Below are 24,161 nucleotides of genomic sequence, written 5' to 3' on the forward strand. Positions count from 1 at the left end.
CGTTTACTCCTCTGCCCCGGCAGCTGAATGCGAGCTCATGTCCATTCCCTGCGAAGTGGCCACTTCTTTCTCTTTCTTCTCGTGCTTGAGCGGCTTGCCTGGAGTCATACCTTCATACTTGTCGACGATGGTCTGGAACAGGTTTGGCGCGTACGAGGAGTAGAGCTCCACAGGGTTGTTCTGGCTTGGCTTGGAAAGGGCCGCGTATTCAGCTGTGTCCAGCTGTTTAGGTGCCTTCTTGGCTTCGTTTACCCAGGCGTCGAACTCTTCCTGGCTGGTTGCGATCGCTTTGAACTTCATGCCGGTGAAACCCGCGCCGCTGTAGTTGGCGGAGATACCTTCAAGTTCGGTGTTCTGGTTGGCAATCAAGTGCAGCTTGGTGGTCATGCCCGCCATCGCGTAGATCTGGCCGCCCAGGCCCGGGATGAAGAACGAGTTCATCACGGTGTCGGAGGTCACGCGGAAATTGACTGGGGTATGGGCCGGGAACACGATCTTGTTGACCGTGGCAATGCCCTGCTCCGGATAGATGAACAGCCATTTCCAGTCCATCGCGACCACTTCGATGGTCACCGGCTTGACGTCGGACTCCAGCGGACGATAAGGGTCCAGGGCGTGGGTCGACTTGTAGGTCACATAGCCCAGGGCCAGGATGATCATGATCGGCACGGCCCATACGGCCACTTCGATCTTGGTGGAGTGGGACCATTTCGGCGCGTAGGTCGCGTTCTGGTTGGAAGCACGATACTTCCAGGCGAAGGCGAAGGTCATGAGAATGACCGGCACCACCACCAGCAGCATCAGGATGGTTGCAGTGATGATCAGGTTTCGTTCGTCCAGACCGACCTGACCCTTGGGATCAAGCAAGGTCCATTTGCAGCCTCCCAGCATCAACATGCTGAGCAGCGGCAATAAGCCTAGTAATCTGGGGTACCTGTTTTTACTCATCTCACGACCTCTAAAGCAGCTTGCGCAATGCAGTTGGGTTTTGATCGCCAACACTTCACCCTGCCAAGGGTTGGCATTTTTCTTCAATTGAATAAGGGCCTGCCCGTTGCGGTGAAACGCTCAACGACACATCCCGGGCTAGCAGTGGTTCTTATTCGATCTCGTGGTCAAAGGCCTTGTTACAGACCAATTCCATTTGGTGCGGAAGTTAGGAAGGCGCCAACACCTGCAGTCGCATGGAGCGCTCAATCCACTCCTCGACCATCCTCGTGTGCTCAGGGGTGAGCAGCGTCGGAAATTCAGTGCGGGCGATTGTAGATATGTCGCGTTTTATAAACCATGTCTTATCCCGAAATAATTTTTATCGCTGACCGCAACAATCCCACATGATTGTTACGAAGGACCGCAATCATATCGATTTTCATTCGCAACAAAAACCCCAGAAAAGCCCCTCATACCAGTATCGGCAAGCGCCTGAAAAAGTCGCTGAAAGCCGCCATCCGTATGGCTCAGCCCTTGTAAAACGGGGTCTGTGAAGAATTGTATAGATAGCAGGCTATGGGTTTTTTCGACATTGCCGGCATACACAAACTGACAGGCTCGAATTGAACCAGTTGGTGAAATTGCAGTCTCTTGAAACCATTCCCTTGTCTCTCTGCGGCTGCGACAGTGTGACAACATGTCGCACTTTTGTTGCCCTTTGGCTTGCCGCAAATCACGGACTTTTCAGGCACCTCATGCGCGACATGAAAAAGCCCCGGTTCCTCCACAGGAACCGGGGCTTTTGCAAGACGATCAATAGGTTTTCTTGCGATTGCGCACCACGCCCAGCGGTACCAGGATCACTGTCAGCACGAACGCCAGCAACGCCCACTGGGCCAGGGACAGACCAAGGATCGGCGGGTACGGCGTGGAGCAGAAACCATCGACCTGGAACCCCAGGGGAAAGATGCTCGCCAGCGGCAGGCTGTCGACGATCGGCTGCAGTACATCGATGCCACAGCTCACCGCCGGATAGAACTGGGTATACACATGGTGCCCGGCCACCCCGGCGCCGGCGATGGCGCAGATGACCACCAGGGTCTCCATGATGGTGACGCCGCGGCGCGAGCCCAGGGCCGCGCCGATGAAGGCGAAGATCGCGATCAGCAACAAGGCGTAGCGTTGCAGGATGCACAGCGGACAAGGCGCCTCGCCCAGCACCACCTGCATGTACAAGGCACCACCGATCAGTGCCAGGCAGATCACCCCCAGCAGTACCAGGAAGCGTCGTTCACGCCCCAAACGCAGTCTGTCGTCACTCATCCCTATTCCTTTTTCTGTGTGTTGCAGCGGCCCGCCCGCCTCTATCGCGGCGGCGCGCTGTGAAATTGCCAAATGGCCGGTTCGCCGTCGCAGTGCCCGGAAGTCTACACGCTGAACATGACCTTTGAATGCACGGTTTGCAGGCTGCAAGCCAAGGCCTGCCGGGCGAGCAACGCAATCGAACTGCTCGCCCGGGCAATCGCGCCCCGGACGATATCGCAGGCAATTAACGACAGGCAGGTTAAGTCGGGATTAACCCGGCAGCCGCCCTTCCAAGGTCGGCCAATGGGTCTGGAGATTGCCGGCGCCCCATGGTGGCTGGAATGCACATGGTGGGCGCCGGCAAGCGGCCCCTGGAGGACAGGAGCCGGCAGGCGGGAGGGTTATTCCAGGGCCGCGGCCGGGCCAAAGAACTCGTAGCGGCTCTGCTGCTCAGGAATGCCCAGGGCCTTCAGGTGGCGCTTGATTGCCGCCATGAAGCCCTTGGGACCGAGGAAGTAGGCATCCAGGTCGCGCTGTTCGGGCAGCCACTGCGCCAGCTGATCCTGGGTCAACAAGCCCAGGTTGTCGGCCGCCGGGCTGACGCCATCATCCTCGGCATAGCAGTAGAAACGCTTGAGCTGTGGATAACGTTCAGCCAGGGCGTCGACCCACTGGCGGAAGGCATGCACCTGGCCGTTGCGCGCACAATGAATGAAGTGCACCGGACGCTCGGTAGCCAACGCTGCCTCCAGCATCGGCAAGGTCGGGGTAATGCCGACGCCCCCACTGATCAGCACCAGCGGCTTGTCGCTGGCCTGCAGGGTGAATTCCCCGGCAGGCGGGAACAGCATGATGCTGCTGCCCACCGGGCATTGGTCATGCAGATAGTTGGAGGCCACGCCACCGGCCTCGCGCTTGACGCTGATGCGGTACTGGCCCTGGTCGGACAGGGCCGACAGCGAGTAATTGCGGCGAATTTCCTGGCCATCGATGAACAGTTGCAGGCCGATGTACTGGCCCGGCTCGGCGGCGAGGATCGGCCCCTGGTCGGCCGGCTCGAAATACAAGGAGGTGATTTCCGCACTTTCCTGCACCTTGCGCACCAACTTGAACTCCCGGGCACCACGCCAGCCGCCCGGGGCCTGGGCCTTCTCGTCGTAGATGGCCGCCTCGGCGCCGATCAGGATGTTCGCCAGCTGGTTGTAGGCCGCGGCCCAGGCATCGATAACCTCCTGGGTGGCGATCTCGCTGCCCAGCACTTCCGCGATGGCCCGCAACAGGCAACTGCCGACGATGGGGTAGTGCTCCGGCAGGATCTGCAGGGCGACGTGCTTGTTGATGATCTTGGCTACCAGGTCTCCCAGCTGGTCGAGCTGGTCGATGTGCCGGGCGTACATCAGCACGCCATTGGCCAGGGCCCGGGGCTGGTCGCCGCTGGCCTGGTGAGCCTGGTTGAACAGTGGGCGGACTTCTGGATACTCCGAGAGCATCATCCGGTAGAAGTGGGTGATCAGGGCCTCACCACCGCTTTCCAGCAGGGGCACGGTGGATTTGATGATGGCGCGATCTTGGACGCTTAGCATGGGACAACTCCTGGACTTATGACTGCTTGCAGGTTTCCCTCGTCCAATCAGTATTCGTGCCAAGATAAAAATCATTTAAATTCAACAAGTTAAAAACATAGTAGTCATAATGACCGCAATGAATTTATAGTCGTAACGACTACAAGGAGTCTTTATGACTGCAAAAGCCCTGCTCACCACACTGCTGCCCCTGGTCACCGACCTGTCCCGGGAATTGCCGGAAGGCGAGCGCTATCGACGCCTGCTGGAGGCCCTGCGCGTGCTCCTGCCTTGCGACGCCGCCGCGCTGTTGCGCCTGGATGGCGAGTGGCTGGTGCCGCTAGCCGTCGATGGCCTGAGCACCGACACCCTGGGCCGTCGCTTCAAGGTCAGCGAACACCCGCGTTTCGCCGCGTTGCTGGCCAGCCCGGGACCAACCCGCTTCGCCAGCGACAGCCAGCTACCCGACCCCTACGACGGTTTGGTGGAAGGGCTCGACGAACACCTGGAGATCCACGATTGCATGGGCTGCCCACTGTTCGTCGACGAACGCCCATGGGGCCTGCTGACCCTCGACGCGCTGGATCCGCAACGGTTCGAACCCATCGAGCTGGATGCCCTGCAGGCCTTCGCCAGCCTGGCCGCAGCCACCGTCAGCGCCGCCGAACGCATCGAACGCCTGGCCCAGCGTGCGGAGAACGAGCACCAGCGCGCCGAGGTGTATCGCCAGGCCAGCGGCCAGCATCGGGAAATGATCGGCCAGAGCAAGGCCCACAAGCACTTGATGGAAGAAATCGCCCTGGTGGGCAGCAGCGACCTGACGGTCCTGATCACCGGAGAAACCGGGGTCGGCAAGGAACTGGTGGCCCAGGCCATCCACGCCGCCTCGCTACGCGCCGACCAGCCGCTGGTCAGCCTCAACTGCGCGGCCCTGCCGGATACTCTGGTGGAAAGCGAACTGTTCGGCCATGTCCGGGGCGCCTTCACCGGCGCCACCCAGGACCGCCAGGGCAAGTTCGAGCTGGCCAACGGCGGCACCCTGTTCCTCGACGAAGTGGGCGAATTGCCGTTGCTCGTCCAGGCCAAGCTGTTGCGCGTGCTGCAAAGCGGCCAGTTGCAGCGCCTGGGCTCGGACAAGGAGCATCGGGTGGACGTGCGCCTGATCGCCGCGACCAATCGCGACCTGGCCCAAGAGGTGCGCAACGGCCGCTATCGTGCCGACTTCTACCATCGCCTGAGCGTTTATCCACTGCGCGTTCCGGCGTTGCGCGACCGTGGCCGCGACGTACTGCTGCTCAGCGGCTACTTCCTGGAGCAGAACCGTTCGCGCATGGGCCTGGGCAGCCTGCGCCTGAGCGCCGATGCCCAGGCCGCGTTGCTGGCCTACCACTGGCCGGGCAACGTCCGCGAGCTGGAGCACCTGATCGGCCGCAGCGCCCTCAAGGCCCTGGGCAACCACCGGCAGCGGCCGAAGATCCTCAGCCTCGACGCCGCGGACCTGGACCTGCCCCATGCAGGCGAAAAACCCGGCGTGGCCGCCGAAGCAGCGCCGCCGGCCCTGCCACTGGCGGCTTCCGGGGACCTGCGCCAGGCCACCGAGCACTACCAACGCCAGTTGATCGACGCCTGCCTGCAACGGTACCAGCACAACTGGGCCGCCGCCGCCCGTGAGCTAGGCTTGGACAGGGCCAACCTGAGTCGCCTGGCCAGGCGCCTGGGGCTCAAATGAGCGCACCCGGGGCGGTGCATGCAACGAGCCGGATCGGCCAATCCGGCTAAAGCCCGTCCTGAAAACGTCGATAACCCGTTATCAATGGTTGTCCGTGGTTCGATCCACGCGCCAATTCTTCAAGAAGAAGGTTTTTATGTCCTCCAACAAAGCCCGCGCAGATTCGCTTTCGCTTCTGCTGTTTACCTTGCGCAGCGGCAAGCTGATGGCCATCAACCTGCTTAAGGTCAGCGAAATCATTCCCTGCCCGCCCCTGACCAAGCTGCCTGAATCCCATCCCCATGTGAAAGGCATCGCCACTTTGCGCGGCAACTCGCTGTCGGTGATCGATCTCAGCAGGGCCATCGGCGAGCGCCCCCTGGCCGACCCGGACGCCGGCTGCCTGATCGTCACCGACGTCAGCCGCTCCAAGCAGGGCCTGCACGTGCAGGCCGTGAGCAAGATCGTGCACTGTCTGACCACCGATATCCGTCCGCCGCCCTACGGCTCGGGCGGCATCAAGTCCTACATCACCGGGGTGACCCAGGTAGACGGGACCCTGGTGCAGGTGCTGGACATCGAGAAGGTGATCCATGGCATCGCCCCGGCCCAGATCGAGATGGCCCCCACCGAATTGAGCATGGAAGACGCCGATGCCCTGGGCAACGCGCGCATCCTGGTGGTGGACGACAGCCAGGTGGCACTGCAGCAATCGGTGCACACCCTGCGCAACCTCGGCCTGCAATGCCACACCGCCCGCAGCGCCAAGGAAGCCATCGACTGCCTGCTGGAACTGCAAGGCACGGCCAACGAAATCAATCTGATCGTCTCGGACATCGAAATGTCCGAGATGGACGGCTATGCCCTGACCCGGACCCTGCGCGAGACCCCGGACTTCGCCCACCTGTATGTGCTGCTGCATACCTCCCTGGACAGCGCGATGAACAGCGAGAAGGCGCGCCAGGCCGGGGCCAATGCGGTGCTGACCAAGTTCTCCTCGCCGGAGCTGACTCGCTGCCTGATCGATGCGGCCAAGGCCATCGCCGCCCACGGAGCCTGAACCGTGGAAGAACGCTATTGCCTGTTGATGCGCCGCGACCTGAGCGGCCCGCAGCTCGCCCCTCGATGGCCGGCCGGGGTCAGCCTGAGCCACTACAGCCCGGATCTCGCACCAGAGGTGCATCATTTGATGCAGCTGGGTTACCTGGACGGCGGCGGCCGCGTCCCGGACCTCGATACCTGGCGCAAGGCCTTCGAGACCGATGCCGAATACGATCCTGAACTCTGCCTGGTGCTCCAGGAGGCCGGTCGGGTCATTGGCGTGGCCCAGTGCTGGACCAGCGCCTACCTCAAGGACCTGGTGGTGCATGCCGACGCACGCGGCCGAGGCCTGGGCCGGGCCCTTTTGCAACAGGTGTTCGTGATGTTCGCCGAACGCCGGGAAGAGCGGCTCGACCTCAAGGTGCTGGAAGACAACCTGCGCGCCCGCCGCCTGTACGACAGCGCCGGCATGCAAGTGGTCCGCCGCGAGCTGGTGCCATAGGCAAACTTACGCCGACACGCACGACCTGTAGCCACTGCTGAGCCTGCGAGGCCGCGACCAGACCCGCAAAACCTTCGCCCTCCCCTCCTGTCGCCTGCGACAGCAGCGAACCACAGGCCGTCGCCGGGGTCCATCTGGGTATCACGCCTTGAGATCGCGCTCCATGAACCACAAGACCCTGGCCCTGCTCTGTCTCGTCGCCGTCTCTGGCTCGGCCCACGCTTCCAGCGACCAGGCCTGGGCCGAACTGGAGCAGGCCATGCAGCGCGCCTGCGTCCAGGCCAGCGGCCTGAAAGACGCCAAACCGCTGGGCCCCGGAACCCAGTTCGACGACCGGGTCGGCTATAGCGCCCTGTTGCTCCAGGGCCAGTATCCACAGAAGCACATGCGGGGCCGCAACGGCATCGAGCTGTGCCTGTACCACCGGCCAAGCCGCAAGGCGGTGGTCAGCGAATGGGACAGCATTGGCCCAGCGCTTAAGAGCCGTTGACTGGCGCATAACTTGCTTCGCCAGGGCCATTCGCAGCGTCGAACAACAGAAAGCCGACGCGCCCTTTCGATCCGCTTTGGTTGCTCACACCATGAACACTCGGTTTTCCTGCGTAGGCTGTGGCAAGTGCTGCCACGACCACCATGTTCCCCTGACTCTCGCCGAAGCCCGGGCCTGGGCGGCCGATGGCGGCCAGGTGATCGTGCTGGTGGAAGCCTTCCTCGGCAATGGCCTGGGTCTGCCGGCACAGCAGCGCGACCATGCCCAGCGCCGTTCCTGCCGGGTGCCCAGCGGCAGTGCCGATGCCTATGTGGCGATCACCTTCGCCGCCTATAACGTCGGTCCCTGCCGGAATCTTGACGAAGACCAGCTGTGCCGCATCTATGAGCGCAGGCCGTTGGTGTGCCGCATCTACCCCATGGAGATCAATCCGCACATTCCTCTGGTTCCCACGGCCAAGGAGTGCCCGCCGGAATCCTGGGAACAGGGCCCGCAATTGATCCTCGGCGGACAATTGGTGGATGAGCAACTGGCCGAACTGATCCAGCGCTCGCGCCAGGCCGACCGGGAGGACATCCAGGCCAAGCAAGCCATCTGCGCGCGACTGGGCATCCGCACCACGGCGCTCAAGGGGGACGGCTTTACCGCCTACCTGCCGGACATGGGCGCCCTGTCCCAGGCCATCGACCAGCTCCAGGCCAACCCGCTCACAGCGCCGGAACAAGCCTGGCGCTTCCACCTGTCCAACGAACAAGTCGCCGCCGAGGTCGCGGCCAGTGGCGCCCAGGTGGCCAGCGATACGCCCCTGGACTACGCCTTCATCCCGCTGCGGGCCGCCTGAGCCCGGCGCCTGGCGGCATCGAGACGCGGCTCAGGCGCGCTTGTGCCAGAACTCCAGGGCCAGTTGGCGCAGATCCCCTGCCAGGCCGGCCACGTCGCCGGAGTTCACATGGCTGAGCTGGCCGGCATGGACGGTCGCCTCGCAGGCATTGCGAATGCCGATGATGTTGCGGTTGATGTCTTCGCTCACCGCGCTCTGCTCTTCCACTGCCGCGGCGATCTGCAAGCTCATCTCGGTGATCTGGTTGACCCGCTGGCTGATGCCGTCCAGAGCCACCGCCGCACGCTGGGCCTGATCGACGCTGCTTTCCACATGCTGGCTGCTGTGCTGCATGGCCTCGACGGCGTTGCGCGCACCGTTTTGCAGGGTGCTGATCATGCGCTGGATCTCATTGGTGGAATCCTGGGTCCGCTGGGCCAACCCGCGCACCTCGTCGGCCACCACGGCGAAACCGCGGCCCTGCTCCCCGGCGCGCGCCGCCTCGATCGCCGCATTCAGGGCCAGCAGGTTGGTCTGCTCGGCGATGCTGCGGATCACCTCCAGCACCCCGGAAATGTCGATGCTGTGGCTTTCCAACTGATGGATGACTTCAGTAGCCCGCTCCAGCTCGTTGGCCAGGCGCAGCACCGCGCTGCGGCTTTCCCCCACCAACAGGTGGCCCTCGCGGGTTTCGCTCTCTGCCTGGTCGGCCGCCACCGAAGCCTGCTGGGCATGGGTGGCCACCTCGGCCACGCTGGCCGCCATCTGGTTGATGGCCGCCGCTACCTGATCGGTTTCCGCCTGCTGCTCCAGGGTGCTGTTGTGGCTGCAATGCAAGTGTTCCACCAACTCGGACGCATGCCCGGCCAGGCGCTGGGAAGCGTCGCCGATACGCCCCACCACCGCGCCGACCTGGGCCTCGAGCATCTGCAGGGCGAACTCGATACGCCCGAACTCGTCCATCCGCCCGGTATAGATGCCCTGGCTCAAAGGGTTGTCACCGATCTGCCGCGCCCGCTGGTTCAGGCGCCCCAGTGGCCGCAACTGCCAGCCGACACCCAACGAGCCCAGGCAGCATCCCAGGGCCACCGCCGCGCCCTGGTACATCCATGACTGGGGCAACAGCCACACCGAGATGCCGAAGGTGCCGATGAAACTGGCGCTGATCCAGGCCCACAGGCGCAAGCGCAGGCTCATCACCGGCAGCAGGTTCCACCAGGATGGCCCCGGGTTGTTCAGGCGGCCATAGGCTCGCTCGGCAGCCTGTACCTGTTGCGGGCTGGGCTTGGTCCGCACCGATTGGTATTCCACCGCCTGGCCGTCGCGGGTCACGGGGGTGACGTAGGCACTGACCCAATAGTGATCGCCGTTCTTGCAGCGGTTCTTCACCATGCCCATCCACGAACGGCCGCGCTTGAGGGTCCGCCACATATGGGCGAACGCCGCCTTCGGCATGTCCGGATGGCGCAACAGGTTATGAGGAGAGCCCAACAATTCCTCACGGCTGTAACCACTGATATTGATGAAATCAGGGTTGGCGTAGGTGATCGCGCTGGTCAGATCGGTGGTCGAGAGGATGTTCGCATCAGGGGCAAAGTCCACGTTTCGCCCAGTAACCGGAAGGTTGATCTTCATGGATAGCGCGCTCGTAATTGTTGGGTGGAGTCAGCAGGGCTGCTGACTCTAAGCGCACTGAAAGCACAAACACTGATCCAGCTCAGTTTTAAAGCAATTAGCCATCATCGTGCTTGAAAAGCGTAAATGGCTGCTTTATCCGCGATTGTCGGCGATCTCAGCGTTTGCCCATGGAGCGTCGAGTGCCCGGAGGCGCTACACCGGGGGTCTTGGCGTGGTAATCGCCGGCACCGTTGCGATAGCTGGGCTGGCTCGCGTTTTTGGCCGCCAGGAATTGCGCGGGCTTGAAAGGAAACTTGAACGCCGGGATCGCGGCTTTGCCTTCGCTGTCGCTGGCGACCGACTCAGCCACAGGCTCTGTGTGCGAAACCGCATTGATATCGGGCTGTACGGGGGATGTCATGGAAACTCCGGGGAGATAGGACAACCGGGACCAGAAACGGACCACGGGGAGCGGCAGTATACCTGCAGGGCCCAGGACTTTGAGCGTGGCGACAGCGCCCATCGAGGCCTTTTCTGACAGCGCTGACAGCTGGCCGTCACGCTGCTGACCCGGTCGCCGGAATATAACTGTCCACAGATCCTGGCCATCCTTCCGACATCACTGCCCCCCGGCGCCTCCCTCCATGTCCATCGCCAAGAAAACCGCCGTCACCGCCGCCCTGCTCGTGGCCCTCGTCGCCACCGGGGCATGGTTCCTGTACCGGCCAACGACCGCCAGATCGGCCGCCCCCACGGCGATTCCGGTACGGGTGGTGGAAGTGCTCCGCCAGGACCTGCCGCGCTACACCAGCGGCATCGGTACGGTGCTGTCGCTGCACAGCGTGGTCATCCGGCCCCAGGTGGATGGCATCCTCACCCGGTTGCTGGTCAAGGAGGGGCAACTGGTCAAGGCCGGCGACCTGCTGGCCACCATCGACGACCGGGCGATCCGTGCCGCCCTGGACCAGGCCCGGGCCCAACTGGCGCAGAACCAGGCGCAGCTCCAGGTGGCCCAGATCAACCTCAAGCGCTACAAGCTGCTGTCGGTGGATGACGGGGTTTCCAAGCAGACCTACGACCAGCAACTGGCCCTGGTCAACCAGCTCAACGCCACAGTCCAGGGCAACCAGGCAGCCATCGATGCCGCCCTGGTACAGCTGTCCTACACCCAGATCCGCTCTCCAGTTACTGGACGAGTGGGTATTCGTACCGTGGATGAAGGCAACTTCCTGCGCATGACCGACAGCCAGGGCCTGTTCTCGGTGACCCAGATCGATCCCATCGCCGTGGAGTTTTCCCTGCCCCAGCAGATGCTGCCCACCCTGCAAGGCCTGGTGCAGGCCCAGGATCCAGCGGCGGTCAAGGCCTACCTGGGGGCCGACGGCGACCACCCCGGGGCGCTGCTGGGCAACGGCCACATGACCCTGATCGACAACCAGATCAACAGCGATACCGGCACCCTGCGCGCCAAGGCCGAGTTCGCCAATGCTCGCCAGGCGCTCTGGCCTGGACAATTGGTAACGGTGAAGATCCAGACCGCCCTGGACCAGGGCGCGCTGACCGTACCGCCGACCGTGGTCCAGCGCGGCCTGGACCAGCGCTTCGTGTACCGGGTCAAGGGCGACAAGGTGGAAGCGGTGCCGGTGCAGGTGCTGTACCAGGATAGCGCCCTGAATATCATTTCCGGGGTCCAGGCCGGCGATGTGCTGGTCAGCGACGGCCAGTCGCGACTCAAGCCCGGCGCGCTGGTCCAGGTGGTGGGCGATCCGCCGCAGGTGGCCCAGGCCCAGGAGTCCAAGCCATGAAAGGCCATGGCTCGATTTCCGCCTGGTGCGTCGACCATCCAGTGGCCACCGTCCTGTTGACCTTCGCCCTGGTGCTGCTGGGGCTGATCGCCTTCCCGCGCCTGCCGGTGGCACCATTGCCGGAGGCCGAGTTCCCCACCATCCAGGTCTCGGCGGCCCTGCCCGGGGCCAGCCCGGACACCATGGCCTCCTCGGTGGCCACGCCCCTGGAAGTGCAATTCAGCGCCATCCCCGGCATGACCCAGATGACCTCCAGCAGCGCCCTGGGTACCAGCCTGCTGACCTTGCAATTCACCCTGGACAAGAGCATCGACACCGCCGCCCAGGAAGTGCAGGCGGCGATCAACACCGCTGCCGGCAAGCTGCCCAAGGACATGCCCACGCTACCTACCTGGAAGAAGGTCAACCCGGCGGACAGCCCGGTGCTGATCCTCAGCATCAGCTCCACCCAGATGCCCGGGACCGAACTGAGCGACTACGCCGAGACCCTGCTGGCCCGGCAACTCAGCCAGATCGACGGGGTCGGCCAGATCAACATCACCGGCCAGCAACGCCCGGCCATCCGGGTCCAGGCCTCGGCGGACAAGCTGGCGGCCATCGGCCTGACCCTTGCCGACATCCGCCTGGCAATCCAGCAGACCAGCCTCAACCTGGCCAAGGGCGCACTGTACGGCGCCTCGAGCATCTCCACCCTGTCCACCAACGACCAGCTGTTCCATCCCGAGGAGTACGGCCAGTTGATCGTGTCCTACAAGAACGGCGCGCCAGTGCGCCTGCAGGACGTGGCCCGGGTGGTGGATGGCCCGGAAGACGCCTATGTCCAGGCCTGGTCCGGCGACCAGCCCGGGGTCAACCTGGTGATCTCGCGCCAGCCGGGCGCCAACATCGTCGAGACCGTGGACCGGATCCAGGCCGCCCTGCCGGGCCTGGAGGCGATGCTGCCGGCCTCGGTGCAGGTCAAGGTGCTGGTGGACCGCACCCAGACCATCCGCGCTTCGCTGCATGAAGTGGAGATCACCCTGCTGATCGCGGTGCTGCTGGTGGTGGCGGTGATGGCGCTGTTCCTGCGCCAGTGGTCGGCGACCCTGATCGTCTCGGCGGTGCTGGGGGTGTCGCTGACCGCCAGTTGCGCGCTGATGTATGTGATGGGCTTCAGCCTGAACAACCTGACCCTGGTGGCCATCGTCATCGCCGTGGGGTTCGTGGTGGACGATGCCATCGTGGTGGTGGAGAACATCCACCGGCACCTGGAGGCCGGCGATGGCATGCGCGAAGCGGCCATCAAGGGCGCCGGGGAAATCGGCTTCACCGTGGTGTCCATCAGCTTCTCCCTGGTGGCGGCGTTCATTCCGCTGCTGTTCATGGGCGGCGTGGTGGGCCGGCTGTTCAAGGAGTTCGCCCTGACCGCCACCTCGACCATCATGATCTCGGTGGTGGTCTCGCTGACCCTGGCGCCGACCCTGGCCGCGCTGTTCATGCGTGCCCCGGTGCATCCACCCCATGGCAAGCCGGGTTTCGGCGAGCGCCTGCTGGCCCTGTACGAGCGCGGCCTGCGCCGGGCCCTGGCGCACCAGAGGCTGATGCTGGGCATCTTCGCCCTGACCCTGGGCATGGCCATCGCCGGCTACATCCTGATTCCCAAGGGCTTCTTCCCGGTGCAAGACACCGGCTTCGTCCTCGGCACCACCGAGGCCGCGGCGGATATTTCCTATCCGGACATGGTGAAGAAGCACCAGGCCCTGGCCGAGATCGTCGCCGCCGACCCGGCGGTGCAGGCGTTCTCCCATTCGGTGGGGGTGTCCGGCAGCAACCAGACCATCGCCAACGGCCGCTTCTGGATCTCGCTGAAAAAACGCGGCGAGCGGGACGTCTCCGCCAGCGCCTTCATCGATCGCATCCGTCCGCAATTGATGAAGGTGCCGGGCATCACCCTCTACCTGCGGGCCGGCCAGGACATCAACCTCAGCTCGGGCCCCAGCCGTGCCCAATACCAGTACGTGCTCAAGAGCAACGACGGTGCGACCCTGGCCACCTGGACCCAGCGCCTGACCGAGAAACTGCGCGGCAACCCGGCGTTCCGCGATATCTCCAACGACCTGCAACTGGGCGGCAGCATTACCCACATCGATATCGACCGGGTCGCTGCGAGCCGCTTCGGCCTGACCGCCAGCGATGTCGACGAGGCGTTGTACGACGCCTTCGGTCAGCGCCAGATCAATGAGTTCCAGACCCAGGTCAACCAGTACAACGTGATCCTGGAGCTCGATACCCAACAACGCGGCAAGGCCGAGAGCCTCGACTACTTCTACCTGCGCTCGCCCCTGACCGGGCAGATGGTCCCGCTTTCCGCCCTGGCGCGCTTCGATGCACCCACCGTAGGCCCGCTGTCGATCGCCCACGACGGCATGTTCCCGGCGGCCAACCTGTCGTTCAACCTTGCTCCTGGCGTGGCCTTGGGCGATGCGGTGATCCTGCTCGACCAGGCCAAGCGCGAGATCGGCATGCCGGCAGCCATCAGCGGCAACTTCCAGGGTGCGGCCCAGGCGTTCCAGAGCTCCCTGGCCAGCCAGCCGTACCTGATCCTGGCGGCGCTGGTGGCGGTCTACATCATCCTCGGGGTGCTGTACGAGAGCTTCGTGCATCCTTTGACCATCATCTCTACCCTGCCCTCGGCGGGCCTGGGCGCCCTGCTGATGCTCTGGCTGTGTGGCCAGGACTTCTCGATCATGGCGCTGATCGGCCTGGTGCTGCTGATCGGCATCGTCAAGAAGAACGGCATCCTGATGATCGACTTCGCCCTGGAAGCCCAGCGCAATGGCGGCTTGTCTGCGCAGGAGGCGATCCACCAGGCCTGCGTCACGCGCTTCCGGCCGATCATCATGACCACCCTGGCCGCCCTGCTCGGCGCCCTGCCACTGATGCTCGGCTACGGCACCGGCGCGGAGTTGCGCCAGCCCCTGGGCATCGCCGTGGTCGGCGGCCTGCTGGTGAGCCAGGCGCTGACGCTGTTCACTACCCCGGTCATATACTTGTGGCTCGAGCGGCTGTTCCACCGGCCACGACCGGCCCTGGCGCCAGCAACCAATTCCTGAGGCGGGTCATGCGCGTCCTGATCATCGAAGACGAAGAAAAAACCGCGGACTACCTGCATCGCGGGTTGACCGAGCAAGGCTACACCGTGGACCTGGCCCGCGATGGCATCGAGGGCCTGCACCTGGCGCTGGAAAGCGACTACGCAGTGATAGTGCTCGACGTGATGCTGCCGGGCCTGGATGGCTTCGGCGTGCTGCGGGCCCTGCGCGCGCGCAAGCAGACCCCGGTGATCATGCTCACCGCCCGCGAACGGGTGGAAGACCGGATCAGGGGCCTGCGCGATGGCGCCGACGACTACCTGGGCAAGCCGTTCTCCTTCCTCGAACTGGTGGCCCGGCTGCAGGCCCTGACCCGACGCAGCGGCGGCCACGAACCGGTGCAGATCGGCATCGCCGACCTGTGGATCGACCTGATCAGCCGCAAGGCCAGCCGCGCCGGTACCCGCCTGGACCTGACCGCCAAGGAGTTCTCGCTGCTCAGCGTGCTGGCCCGGCGCCAAGGCGAGATCCTGTCCAAGACCGCGATTGCCGAGATGGTCTGGGACATCAATTTCGACAGCGATGCCAACGTCGTGGAGGTGGCGATCAAGCGCCTGCGAGCCAAGCTCGACGGGCCTTTCGAACACAAGCTGCTGCATACCATCCGCGGCATGGGCTATGTGCTGGAGAACCGCAGTGCCGAGTAATTCCATCGCCCTGCGCCTGAGCGGGCTGTTCACCCTGGTGGCGCTGCTGATCTTCCTGCTGATCGGCGGGGCGCTCTATCAACAGGTGGACAAGGGCCTGGGCCTGCTGCCGGAAGCCGAGCTGGATGCGCGCTACAGCGTGCTGGAGTCGGCCCTGACGCGCTACGGGAACCCGGAGCACTGGGCCAAGATCAACGCCAAGCTCAAGCTGCTCAGCGAGGAAGACAAGCGCATCCGCTTCTGGGCCATCAGTGGCGACCCGGGCTATGAATACGGCAACCCCGATGCACGGATCCGCGCCTTCGCCCAAGGCCCGCTGGGCATGCGCGACCTGACCCTGGAGGAACATCCCTATCCGTTGCGGGTGCTGGTCAGCCAACTGCCTGCCAAGGAACAGCGCCCGCCCCTGCGCTTTTTGATCGCCATCGATACCGATACCTTCCACCAAACCCAGCACCATCTGTTGATGGCCCTGATCGGCCTGGCCATCGTCGGCGTGCTGCTGGCCTCGGCCCTGGGCTACTGGGTGGCGCGGATCGGCCTCAAGCCACTGATCAAGTTGTCCCAGGAGGCCCAGCGCCTGGCCCCGCCACGGCTCTCCGGGCGCTTGCAGCTGTCACCGCTGCCGCCGGAACTGAGCCAGTTCGTCAACTCGTTCAACTCCACCCTGGAGCGGGTCGAGGTGGCCTACTCGCGCCTGGAATCGTTCAACGCCGATGTGGCCCATGAGCTGCGCTCGCCACTGACCAACCTGATCGGCCAGACCCAGGTGGCCCTGACCCGGGGACGCTCGGCGGAACACTACTTCGAAGTGCTGCAATCCAACCTCGAAGAACTGGAGCGCTTGCGCTCGATCGTCAACGACATGCTGTTCCTGGCCAGCGCCGACCAGGGCAGCAAGGCCACCAAGCTCACCAGCGCTTCCCTGGCCACCGAGGTGGCAACCACCCTGGACTACCTGGACTTCATCCTCGAAGACGCCCAGGTCAGGGTCGAGGTGGAAGGCGACGCCCAGGTCAGCATCGAGATCGCCCACCTGCGCCGGGCGCTGATCAACCTGCTGAGCAACGCCGTGCAGCACACCGCCGCCGGCGAAGTGATCCGGGTCCGGATCGAGGTTCAGGAACGGCAAGTGGCGATCGCCGTCAGCAACCCGGGACAGGGTATCGCCAGCGAGCACCTGCCACGCTTGTTCGAGCGTTTCTATCGAGTGGATGCCTCGCGCAGCAACAGTGGCGCTAATCATGGATTGGGCCTGGCCATCGTCAAGGCCATCGCCCTTATGCATGGCGGCGACGTCTTCGTGCTCAGCGACCGGGGCATCAATACCTTCGGTCTCTACCTGCCCCGCTGAAACCACCGCGACCCCTGACCTGGGACAACAGGCAGTAAAATCCTGCAACCATCGCGCTCTTGACTGTTGTTTTTTTAGTAACAGTCCTTATCCTGTTCGGCTCTTTTTCCAGCCTCATCGTGGTTATATTTTTGTCGTACCGAATTGAACTTGCACTGCAAGAAGGTCTTCAGAAATGTCCAACAGCATGGGTATTGCCAGCGCGTTCGTCTTGTCTTCCCTGTTCGTGGCGCCTGCCGCCATGGCCGAAGAATCCCAGGCTTTCGTCGCACGCAATGCCGCACGCGCCGCCGCGTTCGAACAAGCACAGATCGCCCAGGCGGCCCAGCAGCAGAACAGTCAGCAAGCCCAGAAGATCACTGCCGAGCACAGCAAGGCTGATGCCCGAAAGGACAGTTGATCCAAGCCACCGACTCGTTTCCCTCGATAACTTCTCTGCGCTCTACACCGGAGTAAGTTGTCTTAAAGCCGCTGAATCCAGCGGCTTTTTTTTGTCGTGGAGAAACCCGCAGCACGTTCGTCATCTACAGAACAAGAACGCACCGAATTCAAAATAAAAAATCATCTTCACCCACCAAAGGAGCAATACGTTGTTTAGGACTTCACTGAAGGTCAGCCCGCTATTCATTGCAATCGCTGCAACTATCCCAAGCCTTGGACAAGCCGCCGAGGACAGCGCGACCGAAGGTTTCGTCGCCGGCTCGAGCCTCAAGCTCAACGCTCGCAACTACTACATGCACCGCAACCGCCAGCAGCACAACGATGACAACATCGAGTGGGGCCAAGGCTTCCTGGGGGTTTTCCAGTCCGGTTATACCGAAGGCACCGTCGGTTTCGGCGTGGATGCCAATGCCATGCTCGGCCTCAAGCTCGATGGCGGTGGCGGCACCGATGGTTCGAGCATCCTGCCGATCAGCCGTAGCGGCAAGGACGGCGGCAAAGCCCCGGGCTCCTTCTCCACCGCTGGCGCGGCCCTGAAGATGCGCGCCTTCGACACCGAACTGAAAGCCGGTGACCTGTTTCTCAACAACCCGGTGATCGCCGGTGGCATGAGTCGCATGCTGCCGCAGACCTTCCGTGGCGTGAGCCTGACCAACCACAGCTTCGACGGCTGGTTGATCGAAGGCGGCCAGGCCAGCTTCACCAAGCTCTACAACCAGAGCGGCCACAAGCGCATCGGTACCGCCTACGGCACCTTGCCCAGCAACGATGAAAGCCGCCACCTGAACTGGGCCGGGGTGGCCTGGAGCGGCGTGCCGGGGCTGACCAGCAGCCTCTATGCTTCCGAGCTCAAGGACATCTGGAACCAGTACTACTACGACCTGGACTACACCTACGCGGTCAACGACCTGGTCAGCCTCAACCCGGGCCTGCACTACTACCACACCCAGGACACCGGCAAGGCGCTGCTGGGCAACATCGACAACAACACCTACAGCCTGCATTTCACCGTCGGTGTAGGCAGCCACAGCGTCACCGCCGCCTACCAGCGGGTCAACGGCAATACACCGTTCGACTACATCACCCAGGGTGACAGCATCTACCTGGACAACTCCCAGCAGTACTCGGACTTCAACGGCCCCAACGAGCGCTCGTGGAAGCTCAAGTACGCCTATGACTTCGCCGGCGTCGGCCTGCCCGGCCTGACCTCGGCGCTGTCCTATTCGCGCGGCGAGCTGGACCTGACCAAGGTCAACCCGGACAGCCGTGGTTATGCCAACTGGTACAGCGCCGATGGCAAGAATGCCAAGCACTGGGAACGTGACCTGGATCTCAAGTATGTGGTGCAAGGTGGCAAGGCCAAGGACCTGGCGGTGCGCCTGCAATGGGCTACCAACCGGGGCGGCAATGGCTACGGCGCCGTGGATAACGACACCGACGAATACCGCGTGATCGTCGACTACCCGATCAATGTGTTCTAAGACGCTATAAATAGAAGGCCAGCAGGTTTTGCTGGCCTTTTGTTCATGTGGGATTTATACAGGCGCGAGGGCCTGGCCGCATGCCTGACCAGTTCCCCGTAGAGCCGGTAAATCCTCGAGGTGGTAGAAATCAGAACCATGAGCGCGAGCAATGCGATATCCCCCCCGGGGAAACCCGCATCGACCTCCGAACGACTGTTGATCCTGGCCAGCTCGCTGATCGTCGCGGCCATTCTCAGTATCGTCACCTTCCTGCTGATCCGTGAGCGCGCCGCCGCCGAGCAAGCCGCCATTCGCGCGGCGAACAACATCGTGCAACTGATCGACGCCGACGTGATGCGCAACGTCGAACTCTACGACCAGTCCCTCAAGGGCCTGATCAGCGCTGCCCAGCGCAGCGACCTGCAAGATGCCTCCGCCGCCATCCGCCACCTGGCGTTCTTCGACCGTGCCAGCGCCGCGCCGTACAAGGGCGATATCCTGCTGCTGGATAAAAAAGGCGATGTACTCGCCGACTCGGCCTCGGTGCAGCCACGGGAAGGCAACTTCGCCGACCGCGAATACTTTCGCAACCATATGCAGAACCCGACGCTGGACATGCTGATCAGCCGTCCGTTTCGCGCCCGCACCAGCGAACAGGACTGGCGGATCAGCTTCAGCCGTCGGCTCAACGATGAAGACGGCCACTTCCTCGGCGTTGCCGAAGCGGCCATGCGCCTGAGCTATTTCAACCAGCTGTTCAAGAGCCTCGATATCGGCCGCAACGGCACCATCAATCTGATCAGCCGCGAGGGCATCCTCCTGGCCCAGCAGCCACAACTGGCCGACGACCTGGTGGGCAAGGACTTCAGCCAGCGGCCGAATTTCGTGCGCTTCCTGCGCGAGGGCTATGGCAGCTTCAGCAGTATTTCCAGTGTCGACCAGACGCCCCGGCTGTACACCTTCTCCAAGGTCGGCGACCTGCCGTTGATCGTCATCGTCGCCCTGGCCAACGACGAGGTCTTCGGTTCCTGGCGGCGCACCGCACTGCTGGTCAGCGGTGCTACCGGAGCCCTGTGCATCGCCCTGCTGTGGCTGACCCTGTTGCTGTGCCGCGAGCTGCGCCGCCGGCACAACGCCGAGCAGGAACTGGCGCGTCTGGCCGCTGTGGATGCACTGACCGGGCTGGCCAACCGCCGGAGCCTGGACCTGGCCCTGAAGAACGAATGGGCCAGGGCCCAGCGCTCGCTCCAGCCGTTGTCGCTGCTGATGATCGACATCGATCACTTCAAGTCCTTCAACGACCGTTTCGGCCACCCCCTGGGAGATCAGGCCCTGCGCCTGGTGGCGCAGAACATTGCCGACTGCGTGGGACGCCCTACGGACCTGGCCGCGCGTTATGGTGGCGAAGAGTTCGCGGTGATCCTGCCCGGCACCGATACGGCCGGCGCCTCGCTGCTGGCCGAGAAGATCCGCGCCAGCATCGAGGCACTGCCGGCCATTGCCGAACATGCCGCCAGCCTGACCGTCAGCATCGGTATCAATACCTGGTCGGGCAACCCCGGCACTCGCCAGGAAGACTGGGTCGGCAACGCCGACAAGGCCCTGTACCAGGCCAAGTCCAGCGGCCGCAACCGCGTGGTCTCCAACATGTCCCAGGGCCACTCCAGGCGCAGCGCCTGAAATATCGCAGGCATAAAAAAAGGCCATCCGGGGGATGGCCTTCAAAACAAAAGGAAAGAGAGTATTACTTACACGGCCGCGACTGGACGCATGTAAGAGATCGGTGCAGTGCTGGCATCTTCGAAGGTCACCACTTCCCAAGCATCCTTCTGCTCAATCAACTTGCGCAGGAGTTGGTTGTTCAGGGCGTGGCCCGACTTGAAGCCTTTGAACTCACCTATCAGGCTGTTGCCCAGCAGGTAGAGGTCACCAATTGCATCCAGGATCTTGTGCTTGACGAATTCGTCTTCGTAACGAAGGCCGTCTTCATTCAGTACGCCATCCGAATCGACCACAATGGCGTTTTCCACGCTGCCGCCGAGTGCGAGGTTGTGCTTGCGCAGGTACTCGATGTCACTCATGAAACCAAAGGTACGGGCGCGACTGACTTCTTTTACGAACGAAGTACTGGAGAAGTCCACGCTTGCACTCTGGGTGCGGTCACGGAAAACCGGGTGATCGAAATCGATCTCGAAGCTCACTTTAAAACCATCGAAAGGCACGAAAGTGGCGCGCTTGTCGCCGTCTTCCACTGTCACTTCACGAAGGATGCGGATGAACTTTTTAGCTGCGTCCTGTTCTTCGAGGCCAGCAGATTGAATCAGGAATACGAAGGGTCCGGCGCTACCGTCCATGATCGGGACTTCGGACGCGGAGAGCTCGACGTAGGCGTTATCGATGCCCAGGCCAGCCATGGCCGAGAGCAAGTGCTCCACCGTGTCCACTTTGACGTCACCATTGACCAGAGTGGTCGACATGGTGGTTTCGCCAACGTTTTCCGCGCGAGCAGGAATCTGCACCACAGGGTCCAGGTCGGCACGACAAAACACAATGCCGGTGTCGACAGGCGCAGGCTTGAGGGTCAGGTATACCTTCTCCCCGGAATGCAGGCCTACACCTGTGGCACGGATAATATTCTTCAGGGTGCGTTGTTTAATCATGGCTTGGGCCGCTTCAGCGCAAATTGCGAACTGGTATCAACAAAGGCTGGCGATAATAGCAGACCACGCCTTTGCTGAACACCAATCACCCTAATACCCCTGATGCATTCCATCAATCGGCCTGACGACGCAGGAATGCCGGGATGTCCAGATAGTCCAGATCATCTTGCGGATTCAACTTCGCTGCGGTCGCCGCGTTCGATTGCGCCTGATTACGCATGACGGTCGGACGATCCAGGTCGCGGTAGTTCACCGACGGCAGCTCCTGGCGAGCAGGGGCTGGCGCTTGCGACTGCGCGGACGACATGGAGGTCTGAACGGTATTGTCGATGACCTTCACAGGCTTCTCGATCTTCGCGCCCAGGCCGGTGGCCACTACGGTCACGTGCAACTCGTCACGCATGTCCGGATCGATAACGGTACCTACCTTGACCATGGCGTGCTCGGAAGCGAAGGCCTCGATGATGCTACCCACGTCGGAGTACTCGCCCAGGGACAAGTCGGGACCGGCGGTGATGTTCACCAGAATGCCGCGAGCGCCTTCCAGGTTGACGTCCTCGAGCAGTGGGTTGCGGATCGCCGCCTCGGTGGCTTCGCGTGCACGGTTAGGACCGCTGGCGCAGCCGGTACCCATCATCGCCATGCCCATTTCGCTCATCACGGTACGAACGTCGGCGAAGTCGACGTTGATCATGCCCGGACGCTTGATGATGTCGGAGATACCGCGAACGGCACCGGCCAGCACGTCGTCGGCCTTGGCGAAGGCGGACAGCAGGCTGGCGTCCTTGCCCAGGATGGTCAGCAGCTTCTCGTTGGGGATGGTGATCAACGAGTCGACGCTTTCGCTCAGCGCGCGGATGCCTTCATCGGCGATCTGCATGCGCTTGCGGCCTTCGAACGGGAACGGACGAGTCACCACCGCAACGGTGAGGATACCCATTTCCTTGGCCACTTCGGCGATGATCGGCGCCGCACCGGTACCGGTACCGCCGCCCATGCCAGTGGTGATGAACACCATGTTGGTGCCCGCCAGTACTTCGGCGATACGTTCGCGGTCTTCCAGAGCGGCCTGACGACCGACTTCCGGATTGGCACCCGCGCCCAGGCCCTTGGTCACACCGGTACCCAGTTGCAGGATGGTCCGCGCGCCGATGTTCTTCAGCGCCTGAGCATCGGTGTTGGCGCAGATGAACTCGACGCCTTCGATGTTGCTCTTGACCATGTGATTGACCGCGTTGCCGCCGCCACCGCCTACGCCGATAACCTTGATTACCGGACTTTGCGGGATGTTGTCTACGAGTTCGAACATTTTCCCTCTCCTTTCATTCTCTAATTTTTCGCCTACTGCCTACTGCTTTGTTGCCTGCTGCTTTACTGCGTACCGCTTGAAACCTGTTGCTTGTAACCGCGTATCAGAAGTTGCCCTGGACCCAGCTCTTGATGCGATCGAGCAAGGCGGCCTTGGGCTCGTCGCTGCTGTAGCTGTCGCGGTTGCCAATGCCGGAGAACTGGATGCCGTCGGACTGCTTCTGCAATCCGTACTGCAGCAGGCCGACACCGGTGGAATAGATCGGGTTGCGCACGACGTCGGTCAGGCCCTTAACACTGTGGGGCACGCCCAGGCGGACCGGCATGTGGAAAATTTCCTCGGCCAGCTCCACCGCGCCTTCCATCTTCGAGGTGCCGCCGGTGAGCACGATGCCTGCCGGGATCAGGTCTTCGTAGCCGCTGCGACGCAGCTCGGCCTGGATCAGGGTGAACAGCTCGTCGTAGCGCGGCTCGACCACCTCGGCCAGGGCCTGGCGCGACAGCTCGCGCGGCGGACGGTCGCCGACGCTCGGCACCTTGATGGTTTCGCCGGCACCGGCCAGCTTGGCCAGGGCGCAGGCGTAGCGGATCTTGATCTCTTCGGCGTACTGGGTCGGAGTCCGCAGGGCCATGGCGATGTCGTTGGTCACCTGGTCGCCGGCGATCGGGATCACCGCGGTGTGGCGAATCGCGCCTTCGGTGAAGATCGCCATGTCGGTGGTACCGCCGCCGATATCCACCAGGCACACGCCCAGTTCCTTCTCGTCGTCGGTGAGCACCGCATAGGCAGAGGCCAACTGCTCGAGGATGATGTCGTCGATTTCCAGGCCGCAGCGACGTACGCACTTCTCGATGTTCTGCGCCGCGTTGACCGCGCAGGTCACCACGTGGACCTTGGCTTCCAGGCGCACGCCGGACATGCCCAGGGGCTCGCGCACGCCTTCCTGGTTATCGATCACGTAGTCCTGCGGTAGGGTGTGCAGGACCCGCTGGTCCGCCGGGATCGCTACCGCCTGGGCCGCGTCCAGGACTCGTTCCAGGTCCGCCGAGCTGACCTCGCGGTCGCGGATCGCCACGATGCCGTGGGAGTTCAGGCTGCGGATGTGATTGCCCGCCACGCCGACGAACGCCGAGTGGATGCGGCAGCCCGCCATCAGTTGCGCTTCTTCCACTGCCCGCTGGATCGACTGCACGGTGGACTCGATGTTCACCACCACGCCCTTCTTCAGGCCGCGGGACGGATGGGTACCGATACCGACGATTTCCAGCGAGCCATCGGCCGCGACTTCGCCCACCAGCGCCACCACCTTGGAGGTGCCGATATCCAGGCCGACGATCATTTTGCCGCTTTGCACATTTGCCATGGTCCTGCCTCTT

General features: G+C 63.0%; 20 protein-coding genes and 1 pseudogene. 12 read left to right on the forward strand and 9 right to left on the reverse strand.

Going from position 1 to position 24,161, the window contains the following annotated elements:
• Positions 1-3: 3 nt before the first annotated feature.
• From cyoA to hmpA, 3 genes are all read right to left on the reverse strand, one after another.
• Entirely contained in the window at positions 4-948 is a 945-nt protein-coding gene (gene cyoA / locus C4K40_RS25685; protein WP_031320464.1) for a ubiquinol oxidase subunit II, read from the reverse strand.
• Between the two features lie 795 nt (positions 949-1,743).
• Positions 1,744-2,253: a disulfide bond formation protein B gene (locus tag C4K40_RS25695; RefSeq protein ID WP_022640776.1), complete on the reverse strand. Its 510-nt coding sequence runs from the start codon at positions 2,251-2,253 to the stop codon at positions 1,744-1,746.
• Positions 2,254-2,636: 383 nt separating this feature from the next.
• A complete protein-coding gene (gene hmpA, locus C4K40_RS25700; RefSeq protein ID WP_053131890.1) occupies positions 2,637-3,818 on the reverse strand; it encodes an NO-inducible flavohemoprotein in 1,182 nt (393 codons plus the stop codon).
• A 154-nt stretch (positions 3,819-3,972) separates the two neighbouring features.
• Between hmpA and norR the strand changes: the two genes are divergently transcribed.
• The 5 genes from norR (at position 3,973) to C4K40_RS25725 (ending at position 8,379) form a co-directional block, all read left to right on the forward strand.
• On the forward strand, positions 3,973-5,526 hold the full coding sequence (gene norR / locus C4K40_RS25705) for a nitric oxide reductase transcriptional regulator NorR (protein ID WP_053131893.1): 1,554 nt from the start codon (positions 3,973-3,975) through the stop codon (positions 5,524-5,526).
• A gap of 136 nt (positions 5,527-5,662) precedes the next feature.
• Positions 5,663-6,565, forward strand: coding sequence for a chemotaxis protein CheV (locus C4K40_RS25710; protein ID WP_022640779.1), 903 nt, complete (start codon positions 5,663-5,665; stop codon positions 6,563-6,565).
• Positions 6,566-6,568: 3 nt separating this feature from the next.
• Entirely contained in the window at positions 6,569-7,048 is a 480-nt protein-coding gene (locus C4K40_RS25715) for a GNAT family N-acetyltransferase (protein ID WP_022640780.1), read from the forward strand.
• 163 nt (positions 7,049-7,211) lie between these two features.
• Positions 7,212-7,538, forward strand: coding sequence for a hypothetical protein (locus tag C4K40_RS25720; RefSeq protein WP_022640781.1), 327 nt, complete (start codon positions 7,212-7,214; stop codon positions 7,536-7,538).
• 91 nt (positions 7,539-7,629) lie between these two features.
• Entirely contained in the window at positions 7,630-8,379 is a 750-nt protein-coding gene (locus C4K40_RS25725) for a YkgJ family cysteine cluster protein (protein ID WP_053131895.1), read from the forward strand.
• A 30-nt stretch (positions 8,380-8,409) separates the two neighbouring features.
• Here C4K40_RS25725 and C4K40_RS25730 read toward each other — a convergent pair whose 3' ends face one another.
• From C4K40_RS25730 to C4K40_RS25735, 3 genes and pseudogenes are all read right to left on the reverse strand, one after another.
• Entirely contained in the window at positions 8,410-9,465 is a 1,056-nt protein-coding gene (locus tag C4K40_RS25730) for a methyl-accepting chemotaxis protein (protein ID WP_371263436.1), read from the reverse strand.
• Positions 9,466-9,711: 246 nt separating this feature from the next.
• Positions 9,712-9,993 (reverse strand): annotated as a pseudogene (locus C4K40_RS32310) (PAS domain-containing protein); the annotation flags it as partial.
• Between the two features lie 157 nt (positions 9,994-10,150).
• Positions 10,151-10,396: a hypothetical protein gene (locus C4K40_RS25735; RefSeq protein ID WP_022640784.1), complete on the reverse strand. Its 246-nt coding sequence runs from the start codon at positions 10,394-10,396 to the stop codon at positions 10,151-10,153.
• A 223-nt stretch (positions 10,397-10,619) separates the two neighbouring features.
• On the opposite strand from C4K40_RS25735, the gene C4K40_RS25740 reads away from it, so the two are divergent.
• The 7 genes from C4K40_RS25740 (at position 10,620) to C4K40_RS25770 (ending at position 20,496) form a co-directional block, all read left to right on the forward strand.
• The gene (locus C4K40_RS25740; protein ID WP_053131900.1) at positions 10,620-11,780 is read left to right on the forward strand and encodes an efflux RND transporter periplasmic adaptor subunit; all 1,161 of its coding nucleotides are present in this window, start codon (positions 10,620-10,622) and stop codon (positions 11,778-11,780) included.
• Positions 11,777-14,872: a multidrug efflux RND transporter permease subunit gene (locus C4K40_RS25745; RefSeq protein ID WP_053131904.1), complete on the forward strand. Its 3,096-nt coding sequence runs from the start codon at positions 11,777-11,779 to the stop codon at positions 14,870-14,872. The genes C4K40_RS25740 and C4K40_RS25745 overlap by 4 nt, the downstream gene beginning before the upstream one ends.
• 8 nt (positions 14,873-14,880) lie before the next feature.
• A complete protein-coding gene (locus C4K40_RS25750; RefSeq protein WP_053131907.1) occupies positions 14,881-15,558 on the forward strand; it encodes a heavy metal response regulator transcription factor in 678 nt (225 codons plus the stop codon).
• Entirely contained in the window at positions 15,548-16,912 is a 1,365-nt protein-coding gene (locus tag C4K40_RS25755) for a heavy metal sensor histidine kinase (RefSeq protein WP_053131910.1), read from the forward strand. The genes C4K40_RS25750 and C4K40_RS25755 overlap by 11 nt, the downstream gene beginning before the upstream one ends.
• A 175-nt stretch (positions 16,913-17,087) precedes the next feature.
• On the forward strand, positions 17,088-17,312 hold the full coding sequence (locus C4K40_RS25760; protein WP_022640787.1) for a hypothetical protein: 225 nt from the start codon (positions 17,088-17,090) through the stop codon (positions 17,310-17,312).
• A 190-nt stretch (positions 17,313-17,502) separates the two neighbouring features.
• On the forward strand, positions 17,503-18,834 hold the full coding sequence (locus C4K40_RS25765) for an OprD family porin (RefSeq protein WP_053131913.1): 1,332 nt from the start codon (positions 17,503-17,505) through the stop codon (positions 18,832-18,834).
• A gap of 138 nt (positions 18,835-18,972) precedes the next feature.
• On the forward strand, positions 18,973-20,496 hold the full coding sequence (locus tag C4K40_RS25770; protein ID WP_053131915.1) for a diguanylate cyclase: 1,524 nt from the start codon (positions 18,973-18,975) through the stop codon (positions 20,494-20,496).
• A 68-nt stretch (positions 20,497-20,564) separates the two neighbouring features.
• On the opposite strand, the gene lpxC is transcribed toward C4K40_RS25770, so the two are convergent.
• From lpxC to ftsA, 3 genes are all read right to left on the reverse strand, one after another.
• Positions 20,565-21,476, reverse strand: coding sequence for a UDP-3-O-acyl-N-acetylglucosamine deacetylase (gene lpxC, locus C4K40_RS25775; protein WP_011063304.1), 912 nt, complete (start codon positions 21,474-21,476; stop codon positions 20,565-20,567).
• Between the two features lie 112 nt (positions 21,477-21,588).
• Complete coding sequence (ftsZ, locus tag C4K40_RS25780) at positions 21,589-22,785, reverse strand: cell division protein FtsZ (protein ID WP_022640798.1); 1,197 nt, start codon at positions 22,783-22,785, stop codon at positions 21,589-21,591.
• 103 nt (positions 22,786-22,888) lie between these two features.
• A complete protein-coding gene (ftsA, locus tag C4K40_RS25785; protein WP_053131918.1) occupies positions 22,889-24,148 on the reverse strand; it encodes a cell division protein FtsA in 1,260 nt (419 codons plus the stop codon).
• Positions 24,149-24,161: the final 13 nt, after the last annotated feature.

This window comes from Pseudomonas sp. CMR5c (genome assembly GCF_003850545.1).
Lineage (GTDB): Bacteria > Pseudomonadota > Gammaproteobacteria > Pseudomonadales > Pseudomonadaceae > Aquipseudomonas > Aquipseudomonas piscis.

Excerpts from the sequence above, each read along its gene's own strand:
- C4K40_RS25745 (WP_053131904.1), top strand. The coding sequence starts at position 11,777 with ATGAAAGGCCATGGCTCGATTTCCGCCTGGTGCGTCGACCATCCAGTG.
- C4K40_RS25760 (WP_022640787.1), top strand. The coding sequence starts at position 17,088 with ATGTCCAACAGCATGGGTATTGCCAGCGCGTTCGTCTTGTCTTCCCTG.
- ftsZ (WP_022640798.1), bottom strand. The coding sequence starts at position 22,785 with ATGTTCGAACTCGTAGACAACATCCCGCAAAGTCCGGTAATCAAGGTT.
- C4K40_RS25695 (WP_022640776.1), bottom strand. The coding sequence starts at position 2,253 with ATGAGTGACGACAGACTGCGTTTGGGGCGTGAACGACGCTTCCTGGTA.
- C4K40_RS25750 (WP_053131907.1), top strand. The coding sequence starts at position 14,881 with ATGCGCGTCCTGATCATCGAAGACGAAGAAAAAACCGCGGACTACCTG.
- C4K40_RS25710 (WP_022640779.1), top strand. The coding sequence starts at position 5,663 with ATGTCCTCCAACAAAGCCCGCGCAGATTCGCTTTCGCTTCTGCTGTTT.
- hmpA (WP_053131890.1), bottom strand. The coding sequence starts at position 3,818 with ATGCTAAGCGTCCAAGATCGCGCCATCATCAAATCCACCGTGCCCCTG.
- C4K40_RS25770 (WP_053131915.1), top strand. The coding sequence starts at position 18,973 with ATGAGCGCGAGCAATGCGATATCCCCCCCGGGGAAACCCGCATCGACC.
- cyoA (WP_031320464.1), bottom strand. The coding sequence starts at position 948 with ATGAGTAAAAACAGGTACCCCAGATTACTAGGCTTATTGCCGCTGCTC.
- C4K40_RS25740 (WP_053131900.1), top strand. The coding sequence starts at position 10,620 with ATGTCCATCGCCAAGAAAACCGCCGTCACCGCCGCCCTGCTCGTGGCC.
- C4K40_RS25720 (WP_022640781.1), top strand. The coding sequence starts at position 7,212 with ATGAACCACAAGACCCTGGCCCTGCTCTGTCTCGTCGCCGTCTCTGGC.
- C4K40_RS25725 (WP_053131895.1), top strand. The coding sequence starts at position 7,630 with ATGAACACTCGGTTTTCCTGCGTAGGCTGTGGCAAGTGCTGCCACGAC.
- ftsA (WP_053131918.1), bottom strand. The coding sequence starts at position 24,148 with ATGGCAAATGTGCAAAGCGGCAAAATGATCGTCGGCCTGGATATCGGC.
- norR (WP_053131893.1), top strand. The coding sequence starts at position 3,973 with ATGACTGCAAAAGCCCTGCTCACCACACTGCTGCCCCTGGTCACCGAC.
- C4K40_RS25735 (WP_022640784.1), bottom strand. The coding sequence starts at position 10,396 with ATGACATCCCCCGTACAGCCCGATATCAATGCGGTTTCGCACACAGAG.
- C4K40_RS25730 (WP_371263436.1), bottom strand. The coding sequence starts at position 9,465 with ATGTACCAGGGCGCGGCGGTGGCCCTGGGATGCTGCCTGGGCTCGTTG.
- lpxC (WP_011063304.1), bottom strand. The coding sequence starts at position 21,476 with ATGATTAAACAACGCACCCTGAAGAATATTATCCGTGCCACAGGTGTA.